Annotated in this window: 20 protein-coding genes, 2 pseudogenes and 1 riboswitch; of the genes and pseudogenes, 7 read left to right on the forward strand and 15 right to left on the reverse strand. The window is 58.2% G+C overall.

All coding sequences use genetic code 11. The features are described 5' to 3' along the window. Position 1: 1 nt before the first annotated feature. The 7 genes from ACXMDM_RS11380 to ACXMDM_RS11410 form a co-directional block, all read right to left on the reverse strand. Positions 2-280, reverse strand: coding sequence for a DUF1651 domain-containing protein (locus ACXMDM_RS11380; RefSeq protein WP_499569642.1), 279 nt, complete (start codon positions 278-280; stop codon positions 2-4). 473 nt (positions 281-753) lie between these two features. Further along, positions 754-1074 (reverse strand): hypothetical protein, encoded by a 321-nt coding sequence (locus ACXMDM_RS11385; RefSeq protein ID WP_313772523.1) that lies wholly within the window; start codon positions 1072-1074, stop codon positions 754-756. Positions 1075-1351: 277 nt separating this feature from the next. Further along, positions 1352-1552, reverse strand: coding sequence for a hypothetical protein (locus ACXMDM_RS11390; protein WP_259723075.1), 201 nt, complete (start codon positions 1550-1552; stop codon positions 1352-1354). A 5-nt stretch (positions 1553-1557) separates the two neighbouring features. Next, the gene (locus ACXMDM_RS11395) at positions 1558-2394 is read right to left on the reverse strand and encodes a DUF2092 domain-containing protein (RefSeq protein WP_259723074.1); all 837 of its coding nucleotides are present in this window, start codon (positions 2392-2394) and stop codon (positions 1558-1560) included. 188 nt (positions 2395-2582) lie between these two features. Then, complete coding sequence (locus tag ACXMDM_RS11400; RefSeq protein WP_071799679.1) at positions 2583-2843, reverse strand: hydrogenase maturation nickel metallochaperone HypA/HybF; 261 nt, start codon at positions 2841-2843, stop codon at positions 2583-2585. Continuing rightward, on the reverse strand, positions 2825-2965 hold the full coding sequence (locus ACXMDM_RS11405) for a hypothetical protein (protein WP_162922809.1): 141 nt from the start codon (positions 2963-2965) through the stop codon (positions 2825-2827). Before ACXMDM_RS11405 ends, ACXMDM_RS11400 begins: the two co-directional genes overlap by 19 nt. Positions 2966-3105: 140 nt before the next feature. Next, on the reverse strand, positions 3106-3408 hold the full coding sequence (locus ACXMDM_RS11410; RefSeq protein ID WP_145537101.1) for a type II toxin-antitoxin system VapC family toxin: 303 nt from the start codon (positions 3406-3408) through the stop codon (positions 3106-3108). Positions 3409-3693: 285 nt separating this feature from the next. Here ACXMDM_RS11410 and ACXMDM_RS11415 point away from each other — a divergent pair, with 285 nt between their 5' ends. Next, entirely contained in the window at positions 3694-5205 is a 1512-nt protein-coding gene (locus ACXMDM_RS11415; RefSeq protein ID WP_071801808.1) for a DUF8648 domain-containing protein, read from the forward strand. Positions 5206-5483: 278 nt separating this feature from the next. Here ACXMDM_RS11415 and ACXMDM_RS11420 read toward each other — a convergent pair whose 3' ends face one another. Next, positions 5484-5663: a DUF8681 family protein gene (locus ACXMDM_RS11420; RefSeq protein ID WP_071799681.1), complete on the reverse strand. Its 180-nt coding sequence runs from the start codon at positions 5661-5663 to the stop codon at positions 5484-5486. Positions 5664-5889: 226 nt separating this feature from the next. Between ACXMDM_RS11420 and ACXMDM_RS11425 the strand changes: the two are divergent. After that, positions 5890-6956: pseudogene (locus ACXMDM_RS11425) on the forward strand (ISAs1 family transposase). Between the two features lie 822 nt (positions 6957-7778). Here ACXMDM_RS11425 and ACXMDM_RS11430 read toward each other — a convergent pair. From ACXMDM_RS11430 to ACXMDM_RS11445, 4 genes and pseudogenes are all read right to left on the reverse strand, one after another. After that, positions 7779-8774, reverse strand: a pseudogene (locus tag ACXMDM_RS11430) (chlorophyll a/b binding light-harvesting protein); the annotation flags it as partial. A 157-nt stretch (positions 8775-8931) separates the two neighbouring features. Beyond that, on the reverse strand, positions 8932-9417 hold the full coding sequence (locus tag ACXMDM_RS11435; RefSeq protein ID WP_071799685.1) for an allophycocyanin subunit beta: 486 nt from the start codon (positions 9415-9417) through the stop codon (positions 8932-8934). Between the two features lie 64 nt (positions 9418-9481). After that, complete coding sequence (locus ACXMDM_RS11440) at positions 9482-9955, reverse strand: bilin-binding protein (RefSeq protein ID WP_071799686.1); 474 nt, start codon at positions 9953-9955, stop codon at positions 9482-9484. A gap of 285 nt (positions 9956-10240) precedes the next feature. After that, entirely contained in the window at positions 10241-10768 is a 528-nt protein-coding gene (locus tag ACXMDM_RS11445) for a hypothetical protein (protein WP_071799687.1), read from the reverse strand. Positions 10769-10953: 185 nt separating this feature from the next. Between ACXMDM_RS11445 and ACXMDM_RS11450 the strand changes: the two genes are divergently transcribed. From ACXMDM_RS11450 to ACXMDM_RS11460, 3 genes are all read left to right on the forward strand, one after another. Continuing rightward, positions 10954-11250: a hypothetical protein gene (locus ACXMDM_RS11450; RefSeq protein WP_499569647.1), complete on the forward strand. Its 297-nt coding sequence runs from the start codon at positions 10954-10956 to the stop codon at positions 11248-11250. Between the two features lie 146 nt (positions 11251-11396). Next, positions 11397-11571, forward strand: a riboswitch (cobalamin riboswitch). A gap of 216 nt (positions 11572-11787) precedes the next feature. Next, positions 11788-12813: a fatty acid desaturase gene (locus ACXMDM_RS11455; RefSeq protein ID WP_071799688.1), complete on the forward strand. Its 1026-nt coding sequence runs from the start codon at positions 11788-11790 to the stop codon at positions 12811-12813. A gap of 58 nt (positions 12814-12871) precedes the next feature. After that, positions 12872-13237 carry a hypothetical protein gene (locus tag ACXMDM_RS11460; protein WP_083544304.1) on the forward strand — a complete coding sequence of 122 codons (366 nt, stop codon included), beginning with the start codon at positions 12872-12874 and terminating at the stop codon, positions 13235-13237. A gap of 5 nt (positions 13238-13242) precedes the next feature. Here the strand turns inward: ACXMDM_RS11460 and ACXMDM_RS11465 are convergent, their stop codons facing one another. Both ACXMDM_RS11465 and ACXMDM_RS11470 read right to left on the reverse strand, forming a co-directional pair. Further along, positions 13243-13668 (reverse strand): DUF3721 domain-containing protein, encoded by a 426-nt coding sequence (locus ACXMDM_RS11465; protein ID WP_071799690.1) that lies wholly within the window; start codon positions 13666-13668, stop codon positions 13243-13245. Then, positions 13665-13922, reverse strand: a complete 258-nt coding sequence (locus ACXMDM_RS11470) for a DUF3721 domain-containing protein (protein WP_071801810.1) — start codon at positions 13920-13922, stop codon at positions 13665-13667. The genes ACXMDM_RS11465 and ACXMDM_RS11470 overlap by 4 nt, the downstream gene beginning before the upstream one ends. Before the next feature lie 318 nt (positions 13923-14240). On the opposite strand from ACXMDM_RS11470, the gene ACXMDM_RS11475 reads away from it, so the two are divergent. Both ACXMDM_RS11475 and ACXMDM_RS11480 read left to right on the forward strand, forming a co-directional pair. After that, positions 14241-14999, forward strand: a complete 759-nt coding sequence (locus tag ACXMDM_RS11475) for a lipase family alpha/beta hydrolase (protein ID WP_071799691.1) — start codon at positions 14241-14243, stop codon at positions 14997-14999. Further along, entirely contained in the window at positions 14996-15403 is a 408-nt protein-coding gene (locus tag ACXMDM_RS11480) for a PPC domain-containing DNA-binding protein (protein WP_071799692.1), read from the forward strand. The genes ACXMDM_RS11475 and ACXMDM_RS11480 overlap by 4 nt, the downstream gene beginning before the upstream one ends. A 16-nt stretch (positions 15404-15419) precedes the next feature. On the opposite strand, the gene ACXMDM_RS11485 is transcribed toward ACXMDM_RS11480, so the two are convergent. After that, positions 15420-15632 carry a hypothetical protein gene (locus ACXMDM_RS11485; RefSeq protein ID WP_071801811.1) on the reverse strand — a complete coding sequence of 71 codons (213 nt, stop codon included), beginning with the start codon at positions 15630-15632 and terminating at the stop codon, positions 15420-15422. Positions 15633-15814 lie beyond the last annotated feature (182 nt).

Below are 15814 nucleotides of genomic sequence, written 5' to 3' on the forward strand. Positions count from 1 at the left end.
ATCACCACTGGGGCTTGCAGGGTCTCCAGCCCTCCTGACGCCTGGTGGCCCACAGCTTGAGGGCCTCATCCCGGCTGTGAACTCCCGTCGGTTCTTGAGCAATGGCACCTGCTCGCCCGGGAGCAGTTTGGCTCTGGTGATCTCCAGCCGGCGATAGGTGCGTTTCCAGCGCGTGGGCTTCGAGGCCGCCCTTCTTGCTCGTCTTGGGGTAGCTGGACTCAATCAGGTCAATCAATGCTTGCCAAGGCAGCACCTCTTCAATCTCAGACAGGAACTTCACCCGCCAGTGGCTCCGCCACGCTCGGCCTCTGGCCTCGGTAGGGGTGTGCTTCTAAACCATCATCTGCTCATAATCCGTGAAGTCAAGCTGCTTGCCGGCCGTCAACTCAATACTGAACGGTGATCACAGGTCCATTATGCCGCGATGAGGCTCGGTTTTCCAGAGTCTCCTACATGCGCGGCGAGCTGACAAGGAGGATTGGACTTGCCAGAACAAAAGCTTGGTGAGGACTTCGCGACCTGACATACAACTTGCTGCATGACCTGTACTGCTCCTCAAGGCTGTCGCTGGCTGCCCGATCATCAGCTAACTAGATAATCGTCCCGCCTTGCAGTCATGGATGTCAGCCATCAGGCGAATCTGCACGTGCAGAGGACCAAATCATGGCTTCTCAAGGCTCCCTCGATAATGACAATATTGCGAGGTGCTCACTAGATAGTCAACCTTTTTGATGGCTGATTGACGCGATTAAGCTATTCTTCAGCTGATGGATTGTCTTTAGCATAGGCTCGGCTCTGACCTTCCAGCTTAGCAATAAGGTTGGGTACAAATTTCTCTGAAAAGCCTGCTACAAATGACCAGGCCAGCAGCTTGGCGAAATCTGCGTTGGTGCCGGGGTTTACATTCAGGACAAAACATCGGATACCATTATAGCCTTCAGTACGATTTGGAAACTCTGGAAACAGACCACCACTTATGATTCCACCCATAAAGACCAAGTACAATACCAATGCGAATGCAGCCGCCACTGAGCACTTCCAGGCAAAATATAATGCCTGCGAGGCATAATCCATGCTCCCGTCATCAGTGCGAAAGGGCTGATTGACAGCCGAGCCCACTATTGCCGCCAAGCCCACGAAGACCGAGATTGGCACAGACTCTGTGTCACCCCCACTCATTAGATGATGGTAGGTGGCATATGCAATTAGACTGGCTGCTACCACTGCAGCAAGTCCGGCTAATCGCTTGAACCGAGTTCTTGCTACTGACCGGCTCATTTGACCTTCATGCATCCCTGGCTTCGCTCGCTGTCTCGGCGTGTGTCACCCCGTGCTTTTTAGGCCGTGTGGATCAGCAGTCGTAGATGCCGACGGCACAGCGACGCACGGTGCGGCGACCCACTCCCGCCACGCTGACGGGCGTGAGCGGCCGGCCCACGCGTGCCTGCGCCGGAGTAACGAGTGCGTTGATGACCGCTGATGACCAGCTCGGTGTCAGGGCTGTGCCAACGAGTCCAAGGGCAAGGATCAAGGCGGTGGCGTGCTTTTTCATGATGGTCATTGGTTGTCTTCACGAACAAAATTACTGGGTAGCTCACCCATGTCTTTCATCGCCTTCAGTTCCTTGAGGGTGATGGATCTGGCCCCTTCAGGCGGCAGGAAAGTGAAGTCCTGCCCGACAGCACCGGCGCCTGTTTTCCAGTCGCTGATCTGGACACTGTATTGCGGAGAACCGAGAACCTCCTTGGCTGTGATCACGTAACGGCAGGGATAGGGCCGATCTCCCTGGGCGATCCAGATCTGATAATCCACATCCTGTTTACGGAAGGCGAGATGATCGCATTCCACGCCACCGATTACCCCGCTGCCAAGGTCCTTGACATCAATCACTTCGTTCGTCAATGCTGCATAAGCCTTCGGCAGCAGCAGGTCGGCAGCCGGCAGTGGCCTTTGGTATTTGTCCTTGAGCTCATCCACCAACACCTCAATTGAACCTGCAATCGGGATCTGCATGTAGACGTTCTGATCCTTGCCAAGGAGCGTGAAGGTCGAACCATCGAATATAGATTCGATGTCAACGAACCCACTGGAGCGCGTGGCGCGAATTTTTCCCGGGCGAGCGAGCGAGACTGAGCCTGAACTGGCAAGGGTGAGCCTCTGTTTGTCGCTCGTGACAACTTCCAAGTCGGAGTCGTAGCGGAACGACAGCTCCCTCTGTGCGGCCACGTAGGTGGTCATCCCCTTGAGCAGGGCCATCGCTTCAACCTCACCGGCCACCGCCTTGCTCGCCATCGAGGCGGCTGCCATCGCCGCGAGCAGACAACAGCACGCGCCATGGCGCAAGGCCTCGCGTAAGCCATCGCCAAGCGTGAGAGTGTTGGGCAACACGGGCATCTTTGCTGACATTCACAGGAGCCATCCCCAGGCTCGACGCTCTCCGTAATCAGGGCAGTGACTGAAACGTTTCTTGATCCGAAAGGCCGTCGGAAACGAACATGCAAAATGAAAGCCTCCAACCCCTTCAACTCCAGCTCCCTCCCCGCCAGCACATCCGCCGACAGGCAGACGCAGTTTGGACAGGCTTAGATCACATTCATCGGCTCAAGGTTCTCTCCACATATTGCGCACCCACACACACTGGGCACCAGCTCCAGCTCCAGCGTTGCCCCTTTGCTGATTCCACCCGCCATCACCACCTCGAAGGCGAAGCCGAGGGCAGCTGAGTCCGCACCCGCGAGCCGACCCACCCGGAGCTTCACGGCGTGAATCCGCCGGCCCCCCTGGGCCGCCGCCGCCTCCAGGGCGATGCGGTGCACTTCCTCCATCAGCGCCAGTTCATGCATCGCCGCACCAGCACCTCGGGCAGCAAGGCACTGGTTGCGGGCGTGAGCCGGGTGCTGAAGCCGTAGCGGTTGTCCGCCACCAGCAGTTGCCTTGCGGGCCGGGTTGACTCAGGGCATGCCATTTCTGAACATCAACGGCAGCGGCCTCTGCGGAGCCGCCGAGGAGCCGGCGGTACGCCGGTTTGGCGGTGATGTGGGTGAGGGGCCCGCTCGATCGTGGATTTGATCAATCCGGAGACTCGCGCCAGTCAGATCGAGAGGCTCAAGTCGCCAGGAAGTTTTCCAGGCCCTCTCCACCAGGCAGTCGGTAGAGGCCGAAATCACGTCGATCGAGGGTGGCAATGCGGCGGAGCCCGTGCTCATGGGCCAACCAGTGCAGCGAGGCATCGGCCAGATCCATCGGCAGATCGCCGTACTGCCGCATCCAGCTGGCCATCAACTCCAGGGCCGCCCCACTGAGCTCGGCAACGCTCAGGCCACCGAGTGAGACCCAGCTCAGAAAGCGAGGGGCCACATCGGCTGGGATCAGATGGCAGACCTCAGTGAGAACAGGCCAGGTGGACACCAAAGCCCCGCTGTGCACCAGGAAAAAGAGGCGCAGGCGCCAGGGCTGCGGGGCTGGTGGATTGCCGCCGTAGCAGCTCAGGGCCTGGTCTCATTGCAGCCGTATTACGGCAGTAATACAAGCAATCGAATGAGGGTAAGGGCGGCTGGACGGGTTTGCTTAATCGTTGGGGGTCCACAGAATCAGATAAAGCCCACGTCCAGCCAGCAGCTCGTCCGCTACGGGCACACCTGCGCTGGAAGCAGTATGAAGGCGTGGTCCGAAGCCGCCGATCAGCCCCAGCCGATGCAGAACAGCTTCTTCGCCGACTCCCTTGACCAGGCCAGCATCAGCAGCAGGATCCTGGCCCTCGAGCAGGGCGTGGTGGGTTACTACAGCATCGGCCTCTACCCGGCGTCCCTGGCCTACAACAGCGCCATGCATGGGGGCGGCGACCGCTTGCTACTGGCGCCACGCCAAGGCCGCTCCCTGTTCGGGGCCTTTTCACCACGGGATTTGTCGGGCATGGACCCGACCCACGTGGCCACGATGGAGCGGATGGTGCGCCGCGAGCATGAAGGTCAGCTGCAGGAGTACACCCTGCGCGACCTGATCGAGCTCTGCGATCTGGTGGTCCTGGGCGCCAACAGCAACCACATTGAGCAAGACCTGCACGAGGCCTGCGAGCTTCGGCATGAGCTGGACCGGGAGCATGTGGTGCTGGCCTGCCTGGCGGGGTCCTTCAGCCACGATCCCCTGCGCAACGATTCCTACGTGCTCTGCGAGCGGCAGCCCAACCTGGCGTTCTTCTCCGGGTTCCACCGCCACGGCGCCCTGCGGGATCCAGTGGACAGCTTCACCGCCAACTTCTGCCATCCCAATGCAATCACGGCCTTGATCGGAGCCCGACTGCTTGACCGGCTATCACCGAATATCCAGGTGTCACCAGGTGTTCATAACGTGGAGGCGCAATACATCAAAGCAGCCAAGAATATTTCATCCATATTTGCAGGTTTTGGCTATGCCTATCACGCCGAAAATACCGGCATCTTGCCTACCCTGTTGACCCTGCTGCTGGACCAGTGTCTTGACCAGGCGTCCTCAGTTTCCATGGGCCGGAAAGACCGGCAACGGCTCTATGGCCGCCAGCCCTTTCCACTGACCGAGCTGGGCTACGGAGTGCAACGAATCGAAGCCACCCTCAGCCGTGGTGGAGACATGGAGAAAGTTCGCGACCATACCTTCACCCAGCTCACGGCCATGGTGGCTGACGTGCGCGGCAGCATGATGCTGCCGGTGTGCGGCAAGCCCACCCGCAACTTCCAGGCGGGCCAGATCCTGGCTGAGGGCATGCGGCGGCTGGGACGCTGCCCCAATGATGTGGATGAATTCGAGCACTGGTGTGAGCAGGCTGGGGTGAAAAAAGGAGGCCTTGAAGGCCTCAAGGCCCTGCGCTACTGGCCCCAGATTCTGATCAATTACGGCATCCAGGTGCATGACGCCTCGATGGTAAACCTTCTGTACATGGCGATTTTCGGCAAGAGCGACACCAAGGCCGTCGCCTTCAAAGTGATGACCGAAAGCCGGGAGCTATCGAACTATTGCCAGGAATCGGTCCGCCCCTCCCACAGTCGCCGCTATTCAGAAGCCTTGCAGAATCTGGATCGGCCGGAATCTTTGGAACTGTTGGCCAATGCTGTGATTGCTGACAATGCCAGGCGGGCCATCCCCGATGACAGCAACCAAGAGGATGGTGATGCCAATGCAGACATTCCTGCCTACCTCAAAGCCATGAATGTGATTGAGAATGTCTGGTAAGTTTGATTTATAGCTTTGATCATCAGATGACATTGATCGAGCAGTGCCTGTCAGCTTTAGGCGCCGTTTATTGCAAGTGGAGAATTTAATAGCCATTGGGTATTAACCATTGTGCATTAGCCATTGGGCATCAGCCGCCAGTCACCAGTCACCAGTCATCTTCCTACTTTCAACTGTCAACTTTCAACTGCTAACCGAGATAACTTAACGTCACCAACGCAACAAACTCGCAAAGATCCCTAGGCCCTGAAGGTATGCGTGTCAATGCAGCTAGCTTTTTAATTCTTTGGCCGATTCTTCGCCCAGATATTCTCCAAGGACTTGCGAAAGTCTCGTTCTGTCATGGGTTTGGCAAAGTCTCGTTGTCTCATCAGGCTACTGATCCACCAGACCTGCAAACCCGCGAAGGCAAGAGCAACAAGGCCCAACTGGACATATCCCCAGTTCAGCTGCTCCATCACGACACCTGCCGGTTGCTAGCCCAACGGCGCTCCAGGGAATGCCTGAACTGCTCCAAGCCCATCGCCGGGCAGGGCTGATTGAAAGTCTGTCACAAGCGAGCTTGGCGTTGCTGCGAGCATTGGGTTTGGTCGGCGGGAATGGATCCCTTCTTTGCCAGAACCCTCTCCTGCTAATGCCTCTGCCGACCTGATCAGCTTTCTGCAGGCGATCCCAGAGGGACGGATGCGTCGTGGGGTGCGCTTCCCCCAGTGGTTTCTGCTCCTGGTGGCGGTCCTCGGGATCTTGAGTGGCTGCCAGAGCCTGCGGGATCTGGAGCGCTTTGCCCTCCGCCATCACGCTGCGCTGAACCAGGCGTTGGGTCTTGAGCTCAGGCGGCCACCCACTGATTCCACCTTCCGCTATCTGTTCCTGCAGGTTGATGTGGCCGAGATCTGCCGGCAGCTGCAGGGGTGGATGCTCGCCCAGATCCCAGGTGGTGCGATGGGTCTTGATCAGCTCGTGTGCGACGGCAAGACACTCCGCGGCTCGATTGTCCAGACCGACGGTGGCGGCGGTGCGTTCATTTCTCAGGTGACGCTCTACTCCAAGACCCTGGGTGTGGCCATTGCCCAGGCCACCTACGACACCCGTGAATCTCACGAGCGTGCCGTACTGCGGGAGCTGTTGGCCACGATGGATCTCGACGGCGTCTTGATCCAGGCCGACGCGCTTCATACCCAGAAACCGTTTTTCGGCAGCTCACGGAGCAGGGGGCCGACTTCCTCCTCACAGTGAAAGCAAACCAAAGGACCCTGCATCGCCAGATCGGCGAGCAGTTCCTCTACTCCCGCAAGATCCCTCTCACAGCAATGGTTTCTGAACGCAGCCATGGACGCGACACCACCTGGATACTCAGGGCCAAACAGGCTCCTGACTTCATCAACGAGGCCTGGCCCGGCAGTAGCTGGATTGTTGAACTTGTCGTCAGTGGCAAGCGTCATGGCAAGCCCTCCCTCCAGCGGCACCTTTTTCTCACCAGCCTGCGCACCACGCCAAAAGCCCTGCTGCAACTGGTGAGGGACCGCTGGTGCATTGAAAGCTGGCACTGGATCCGCGATACCCAGCTCCATGAAGATGAACACCGTTATGGCGGCCCCGGCGCTGCCGTGCTGGCCACGCTGAGGACCCTGGCCCTCAACCTGCTCGGGCTGCACGGCCACTACTCGGTGAGAGCTGGGCTGGCTGAGGTGGCCCACGACATCGCCAAGCTGCTCACAATGGCTGGGATCAGGCCAGGATGGGCGACTTGATCAGACTTTCAATCAGCCCTGCATCGCCGGGGTGAGTGTGCGCCTTAAGACCAAAGAAAGCCGCCAGACCTTCAGACCCACCGCAACAACAAAAACAATCCAGGCTATTAGGAGCATGCGCGGTCTCACGATCGCAACATTCTCGCCTGCCATCTGCCCAGTGCTCGGTGCCCTCTGGGCGGATGGCTTCGGCTCAGGCTTCGTGCGCCATAAAAAACTACTTGACCCAGGAAAAGGGCCAAGTAGCACAATCAGATGACCTGAACAAGAATTCAACTGACCTGAACAGCAGTGATCTTAACTTTCCTGAGCAACATCAGCTTGAACTTTAGCAGGAATCGGAGCTTGCTTCTTTACTACTTTAGCTCTTTTTGGGGGAGCGCTGTAGCCTTGACTCTGGCTCAGGCTCTGCTCGTAGACCACTTGTTCAAGGGGCTTAGGATAGTTCAAGTTACCCTTGGTCACCAGTGGCTGTTCATACATTCTGACTTGATAACCACCATAGCCAAACTCAGCCTTACCTTCGACTGGAGCCGAAGATTGATAGAAAGTTTGTTTACGATCCTGGAAACAGGTCTGATAGAGCGTTTCCCTAATGCCATTAACCGTGGCGAGACTAGGTTTCTCAATTCCTTGAGAAGGGCAATAGACGAAGTCAGCAAAGGCTTGTTCTGCAACCAGGTACGGGCTGGGTTCAGCCTGGGGGCCTTCATAAAGGGCTTGCGACTGCGGCCGAGGCTCTTGGTGAGCCAGATTCTGGTAAACCAGAGCCAGGCTGTCATCACTGACATCGGTAATGTTTTGACGCCAATTCGATAGAGTTTTCTTCAAATCAAATCCCATGGCCCGCTGATAATGCCAAAGGCCACCCTGCAAGAAGAAAAAAGCCAAGTAAAAGTGGGAATTTGCCAACCAAGTGCGAGCTGAATATCCCGAACCAACAACCCCATTGGGGTCAAAGTAAGAGGGCAGAAAAGCCGATTTCAGCGCCAGGGTCGGACCGTAAAATTCAGTAGGATAGGCCAGTGTATTAAAGCCGCAGTAGTATGAAGCGGCAAAACCAGCCAGGGCAATACCAAACAGGGAATAGCCTAAAATACCATCACCAGAGAAAAGGAATGTTCTCCGCACCCAGTTAAAAGGCGGAACCAGGATATGCCAAGCGCCTCCCAGCAGCAGCAGCACAGCCACGTAGACATGGCCACCGACCAGATCTTCTAGGTTGTTGACGTCAAACAGATGGGTACGGTAACTCAGAATTGTGCCGAAATCGAGGGTTGGGTCAGTCACCAGACGCACCGCCCCAATGTTGGAGTCATACAAGCCACCAAAAGCCATGGCCTTGATCACCAGGAGCAGGGCACCTAAACCCAGAATCGCCAGATGGTGCCCCAGAATCAGACCCAGTTGCTTGGGGTCACCCCAATCAAAATCGAACTTTCCTGAACGCCCACTTTCTGCAGCCAAGCTGGGAGCAATCCGGCTACGGTGAAAATAGGCTCCACCTGCCAGTACACCGGCTGCCACGATGTGAATCACCCCAATGGCCATCAGGGGAAAGGTATTCTCAATGGATCCGCCAGAACCAATACCCCAGCCCTGGGTGGCTAAGTGAGGTAGCAAGATCAGCCCTTGATCGTACAAGGGTGCATCGGCAGAGTAAACCGACAACTCAAACAGGGTAAACACCCCGGCCCAGAGCATAATCAGGGCAGCTTGGGCCACATGGGCCACAATAAATGTATTGGAGAGATCAATGAATCGAGCATTACCCCTCCACCAAGGATAGCTTTCTTGGCTTTTTTGAACAGCGTACATGGCAATGATTTGACTGTTTTGAGGTGGTCAACAAGGGGAAGGGTGCCAGTTAATGAGTATCAGAAAAATGCGGTGCAAGATACTAGCTGCCAAACAAGATCGCGGACCGCACACCCCGAACTACAAAATAAGTTCTGACGCTCAATCCCTTTTTCTCTTAGCTCAAGCCGGAAATAATATGGTCCAAGTAAACATCCATTTGCTGGCCGGCATCAGCGCCAACACGTTGCGTGACCACTTCTTTCATGGCCTTAACGGCTTGAAGCGTGGCTTCAATAGGCACTCCTAAAGAAGTATAGGTTTCGCGCAGGCCATTGAGCACACGCTCGTCCAAGATTGAGGCATCTGCCGCAAGCATGGCATAGGTGGCATAGCGCAGAAAATAGGTTAAATCCCTGAGACAAGCTGCATAGCGCCGCGTTGGATACATATTGCCACCAGGGCAGGTTATGTCTCCGTACAACAGGCTCTTGGCCACAGTTTCGCTGATAATACTGGAGGCACTGGCACCAATTTGGCTAGCCGCTTTGACCCGCAGTGAACCGCTTTGGAAATACTGCTTCAGAGCCTCAAGTTCAGCACTTGCCAAATAACTGCCTTTTTCATCAGCAGGATTGATAGCAGCGGTAATTGTGTCTTGCATGGTTTTGTAATTTGAGGAGAAAATTCAACGGCGATCAATCAGACATGAACAGCCAGATCAAGCTCTAAAAAGCCCGAATGAGTTGCTCAAAGTAGGGAGCAGCCAATGTGCCTTCCTCTGAAGTCAATGTGCCCATAGCAATTTCCTTGAGGCAGCGCATCGCAATCTTGAGATTGGCCAATGGCACCCCAAGAGAGACGTACATATCACGCATGCCATCCAAGCCGATATCTTCCATGGGCTTGGAATTACCAGCAAGCACACAGTAGCTCACCAAGCGAATATACCAGCCCTGATCTCTTTGGCAGAGGGCAGTTTTCTCTGGAAGGCCTCGGTTACTCGGCGTATCGGAGCATTGCGCCCAAAAGCGCTTGCTGCCTTCATCAACAATCTTTTGCTGATTGGCTTCCAATTTACGCGCCGCGCTAATGCGCGTTATTCCATTATCAAAAAAGGATTGCAGTTTTGTCAGCTCGGCACTGCTGAGGAACCGGTTGGCCTCATCTGACTGAGCAATCACCTTTGCCACAATACTCATAGCTGCAAAATCCCCTTGACAAAGGAGCTGATTTACTACCACCAAAAGGTAAGGTCGATCGCTCGCGATTCCGCTACCGGCTTTAGTAAACGTAACAACTTTTCCGAGCAGCTTGTTAACTCGTTTTACAGAGTATTGAGATTTGACGCTTTAAGCACTGTGTACTTTTCCTGGCTCAGTCATGCGTTAGGCCTTAAAAAGAGATCCAATGGAACCTCGCCAAAGCCTCAGCAGCCTTGGATGAGACAGTCGTTTCCATCACAATCCGCTGTCACCGCTAACGGTTCAGCCATCAAGGCCATCGTCGACCAGCAATAGGTCCATAGCATCGGAAACCCCGTAACCAAAAGTCCTGCAGAGGCTTCGAACTTCACCGAGCCGCTGCAAAAGGTCGGTTTGTATCTGCTCAGGTAAAGAGACAGTTATCTTCAATGCCCGCTCAAACATCCGCACCAGCGCATCGAAGTAGCCTTCATCTTCTAGGCCTACATCATGGCTGAATCCGGCAGCGCACTCACAGTAAAACACCATCAACTCGGCGAGGTTCTCCGGTTGATCGGCCGCCTTTTTGTAGTCCGAAATTGCTTTCTTGGCCTTGGCTACCGAAATGTCTTGATTCATCAAAATATCCGGCCGTAACCAGCGATTGATGGTGGCCTTGAAAGGCTGGAGTGCATCGCTACCAATGGAAAAATGTGCATGCAGTAACGCTTGGTTGTCTTTGCTTGCAGCGTAGAGATCGTGCACCAGACCAATCAATCTGGCCCGGTCAAGGTCGGCCAGTTTGGACTTGAGATCGCTCCAATGGGGCATCGTTTTCTAGGTGGCCATGCCAAAATTCTTTCAGACTATGAGCTCTGTCGGCCGGCGATGCCAACTCAGTACAGAGCCTGCTCAAGCGCTTAGAGCTGCCGGTGCTGTAGCGATACTTGAAGGAGTGTGCCGGCACCATGATGTTGAGACTGCTTCTGGGACGTGTCGTCCTGTCGTCTGGCTGGTTGGTCTGCGCTTTGGTGCCGATTGGCCGCGCCGAGGGGTGGAAGGCCTGCGCCTTCAATGACCAGCCGATCGGCTGTCGCGACACCCACTCCCCTGACGGCAGCGTGCGCATCCTCTGGAACGACGGCAAAACGATGACCTATCGCATCGAGAAGGAAGGCTTCCCCTATTCCACCCTGCAGGACACACTCGGTGGAGTCTGGGAGCGGCAGGTGTTCGTTCAAGGCAATGCCGTGTTCACCAACAAGGCGAATGGCAATCGGATTTTTGTGCCGTTGCGTCCAGAATCCAACTGACCATGAACGACCGCTAGGCGTTGATGAAGGCCTCATTGGTCGAGCCCAACGTTGAAGTCAACGGCTGCTCTGGCTAGCGCCACAGGGTCCAAACCCAGCGTATGAACACCGGCAGGCCCAGGTGGCTGCCGATGGGAACCCATACGGTCCAGAATGGGGGGGACGGTTTCAGCGGTTCACACCCTGAAGGAAACGAGGAAAGTCTGGTGGGAAGAGGGTTTTCGGGCCCTTTTCGAATCCAGCGCTGTCCCGCAGCTGTGATGGGGCTCCCTGACAGGACGACCCCTCAGTCAGAACGCTCGCCGTCGTTATCCCCCATCTCCACCGGCGCGGACCGGCTCCCACGATGACCAAACCTTCCAGTTCAAGGACCAAAGCCTCATGCCGCGCGGGCTTCCGCCCCGCTGAGATGTCCACTGTTCCTTAAACGCCCTGCCCCAAGGCCGACGCCCTGCCTGACCGTTCAGAGCGGTTGACGGCGATCCGCTCACGAATCTGCTCACGGCCTTCGTCTTCCCTTCCCCATTGCCCCCGCGCATGACCACCGACCACCGGCGGGCCGACTTCGTTCTGGCCCCTTATATCCGCAGTAGCAATCGCCGCGGCGCGCTGCAGATCCTCAGCGCCGTCGGGCCCTACTTATTGCTCTGGGCCCTGGCCATTCAGGCTGCGGGGCACGCCATCTGGGCGCTTCCGTTCATTTTGGTTCTGCTGGTTCTCTTCTCCCTGCGTTGCTTTTCATTGATGCATGACTGCGGCCACCAGTCGCTGTTTCGCAGCCGCCGGCTGAACCAGATCGGTGGCTTCCTGCTCGGATTGGTCAACGCCATTCCCCAGGTGGCCTGGTCGGCGGATCATGCCTTCCACCACCGCACCAATGGCGACTGGGAGCGTTACCGCGGCGTAGCTGACTTCCTCTCCAGCGAAGACTTCGCCCGGCTCGATTCAAAGCAGCAGCGGATCTATGGGCTATTGCGCCATCCTCTGATGGCCTTCCCCGGGGGCTTCTATTACCTCGCCATCCAACCGCGGCTGGCCCTGCTGCAGGCGATCGGCGCCGCCGTGCGCGCCCGGGCTATCCCCCGCACAGCCGAGTTCTGGGAGCAGCTGCTTAACAGCGTCTGTGTGATCGGCATTCTCATCCTGGCCGGCCAAGCCTGGGGTTACGGATTCGTGCTGGGGCTGTATGCCATCACGTTGGCCTTTGCCGCGATGCTGTTCATCTGGATCTTCTATGTGCAGCACATCTTCGAAGGGACCTATGCCCATCCCAGCGAGGGCTGGAGCAAGATGAAAGGGGCACTTGAAGGCACCAGTTACCTGCAGATGCCGGTGTTGTTGCGCTGGTTCACCGCCGACATCGGCTATCACAACATCCACCATCTCTCGGAAGGCATTCCGAACTACAACCTCAGAGCTGCCCATCTCGCCAACGCAGAGCTGCTGCGCGATGTGCCCACACTCCGATTGGGCGACATGCTCGCGTGCGGCAAATTCATCCTCTGGGATCGGGCCGCCCAGCGCTTGGTGCCGCTACCAGAGCAGGCCCATGCCATTTCATGAGCCTGCCTCACCATGCTCACGGTCTTGGGAACCTCGGTTTCTTGAGCAAAACAGCCTGTTGATCGGCCATGCCGCCTGGCAGGGCTACGGCGACAGCGGAGCCGGGATGCTGTTTTGTGAGCTCGCCAGTCCAGTTCCGCTGGAGCTGGACTGGCGCTACCAGAGCGTGACCTTCAGCCGGCAGTATCTGGGTCGCGATCAGGTGGCGGCTCGGCTGCGGCGCCATGGCCTGGGGCCTGAAGCCATCAACCCCAGCCTGGACGCCCTCAACACCTACGACCCAGCCCGGGAAGTGGTGGTGATGCTTTGTGGCCATGGCTGTGAGCTGATCGCCCTGCTCAGGAACCTGCGCACAGCACCGCCGGCCTGCTTTGAGCAAGTGGAGAGGCGCTGGTCAGAGTTCGCTTGCGCTATGCATTCCTAAGGCTTTCAGGGTTCGGGATGCTCTTCGCAGGGCATCCACAGCCTTCCCATGGGATGGGCGCCTTGACAACCGAGTTCACGGGCCTTGAGCAGGGCTTCTTCACGGGTGGGGTAGGCGAAAAAGTTGCCGCTGGGCTGGCCGTGATGGTGATGCACCTGGGCGGCTTCACCACCAAGCCGGAACGGTCCCATGCCCTCCATGCCGGTCCACCACACCCCCATCACATTGACGCCGGCGATCAGCACGCCCATGCCAACCACGGTGGCGTTGATCACGCCCATGCCAACGAGGCCAAGGCTGACCACGCCCATCGGCACCACGCCGATGCTCACCACACCCATGGGCACAATCCCGATCGAGATGATCCCCAAGGGGGCGATGCCGATCGCCACCAGCTTCGGCTTACCGCCGCATTCACCCGTCACCGTCACTTGTGGCCCATGCTGGAGTGAGTTCCGCCGGTGGTCTCGGCGTGGCTGCTGCACGGCATCCACTGATGGCCCATTCGGTGTGCACCGTTGCAGCCGAAGCGCGGTGCGGCGGCCTCCGCCTCCGCCTTGGTGGCGAACACGGCCTGAACAGCCCCCTTGCCCGCTGGAGCCGACTGAGCTTTTGCTGCCTGCGTATGGACCACCCCCCAGGCGGAGCTCAGCAGCAGAACCTGGCAGGCCAACAAACGCAACATCGGGCAAGCATCCATTGAAATTCCATTGTGCACGGGTTGGGGAGGAGGCCGGGCGGCGCCGATCCGCGCCTTCGAGTTCACGTTCGAGCCGTTGGGCCTCACCGCTCTGGCCATTCAGGTGGTGACGGGCCTGTGGATGGGCTGGATCTACCTGTCTGGCTTCCAGGGGATCTTCAACCCGGCACGGTGGCATTGGCCTGGCACATCCGCGGCATCACCGCCCTGGCGATCGCTTTTGTGGCGGTCGGCGCGCTGATCCGCCTGGGCGGGTTGGGTTGAACAAAGACTGGTCTGGTTGCTTCCCCCCTGGCGCTGCCCATGCCCTCCCAACCGATCGTGATCCTCGGTGGTTTCCTGATCAGCCCTGAGGCCTACGCGCCAATGGCCACAAAGCTTGAGCAGTTGAGCGGACAGCCGGTGCGGCTGGTGGCGGTGGTCAAGGCTGAGTGGCTGCTGACCGTGTTCGCCTTCGGTTGGGCGAGGATTCTCGATCGGGTGGCCACCACGGTGGCTGATCTGGCCCGGCACTCCCCCACGGGCCAGGTGACCCTGATCGGCCACAGCTCCGGTGGGGTCATGCTGCGGCTGTTTCTCGATGACGCACCGTTCCAGGGCCGCTGCTACGACGGCAAAGCCCTGGCCGACACGCTGGTGATGCTGGGCAGTCCCCACACCGCCTTGAGGGCCACGGCCCTGCGCCAGATGGTGCAACAGCGTCTGCCGGGATCCTTCTTCTCTGATCGGGTAGGGGACGATCGGGTCAAGGCCGACAGGGTGAGGTATGTCTCGGTGGCGGGAGATCTGGAGTTGCCAGCGGCCAGTTCCATGGCCAGGCGTCTGGCACCGACGGCCTATCGCAACAGCAGCGGCGATGCCAACGACCGGGGCGACGGCCTGGTGCCAGTGACCTCGGCCCTGCTGGAGGGCTCAACCTCCGTGGTGCTGCCTGGCGTGGCCCATGGCGGTGCCTTCGGGGCGAACTGGTATGGCACTCCGGCGGTGGTGGTGGAGTGGTGGTGCGCCCTTGAGCAGCCCGAAACGGGAGCCGACACCGTGGCCAAGGGGCCGGTTGCATGAGAGTGGTGCCGTTGCGGCTGACGCCAGGGGCAGATCTGCGCCTGGTGCTGGAGGCCTGGATGCAAGAACAGAACGAGCAGGCTGGCTGCGTGATAAGCGGCATCGGCAGCCTGTCGGTGGCCCGGCTGCGCTGGGCCGGCCAGGAGGCGATCACCACCCTGACGGGAGATCTGGAGATCCTGTCGCTGGCCGGCAGCCTCTCGCCCGATGGGGTCCACCTGCACATCGCTCTGGCAGACAGCACAGGAGCGGTGGTGGGTGGCCATCTCTGCAGCGGATCGCTGGTGCGCACCACCGCTGAACTGGTGCTGGCTCTGCTGCCGGAGTGGCGCTTCAAGCGGGAGTTCGACCCTGCCACAGGCTTTGCCGAGCTGCAGATCCGCAAGGCAGATGCCAGCGACTGACTGAGCGGCCTTGCGATCAACCCTCGGGTTCTTCAACTGGCGGTGGGACTGGCAGTGGGACTGGCAGTGGCCATCGCCGCTCCACCGTGACAAAAACCACCCAGGCCAGAGCAGCGCTGATGCCGCCGCTCCAATCAGCGCGCAGCAGTTCCACGATCGCTGCCGTGCTGGCCACGATGCGCAGAGCACGCAGGCCAAAGCGGCCCAACTTCTGGAAGTTCGCCGTCATGAAAAGGGGGGTGTTGCGGCTCACTCCAGCACGACGAAGCCCGGTGACAAGGCCACCGGGCTTCGAAGATTGGTGAGGGGCGGAGTTGCTGACGTTGGCCACTGGGGCCAGTTTTCTAGTGGGGCTTCCGCTGCGTCCGGGGCACCTCAGGCGGCGCAATGGACGGAACAACACTCTATTTT

Source organism: Synechococcus sp. CS-603, from assembly GCF_977929215.1.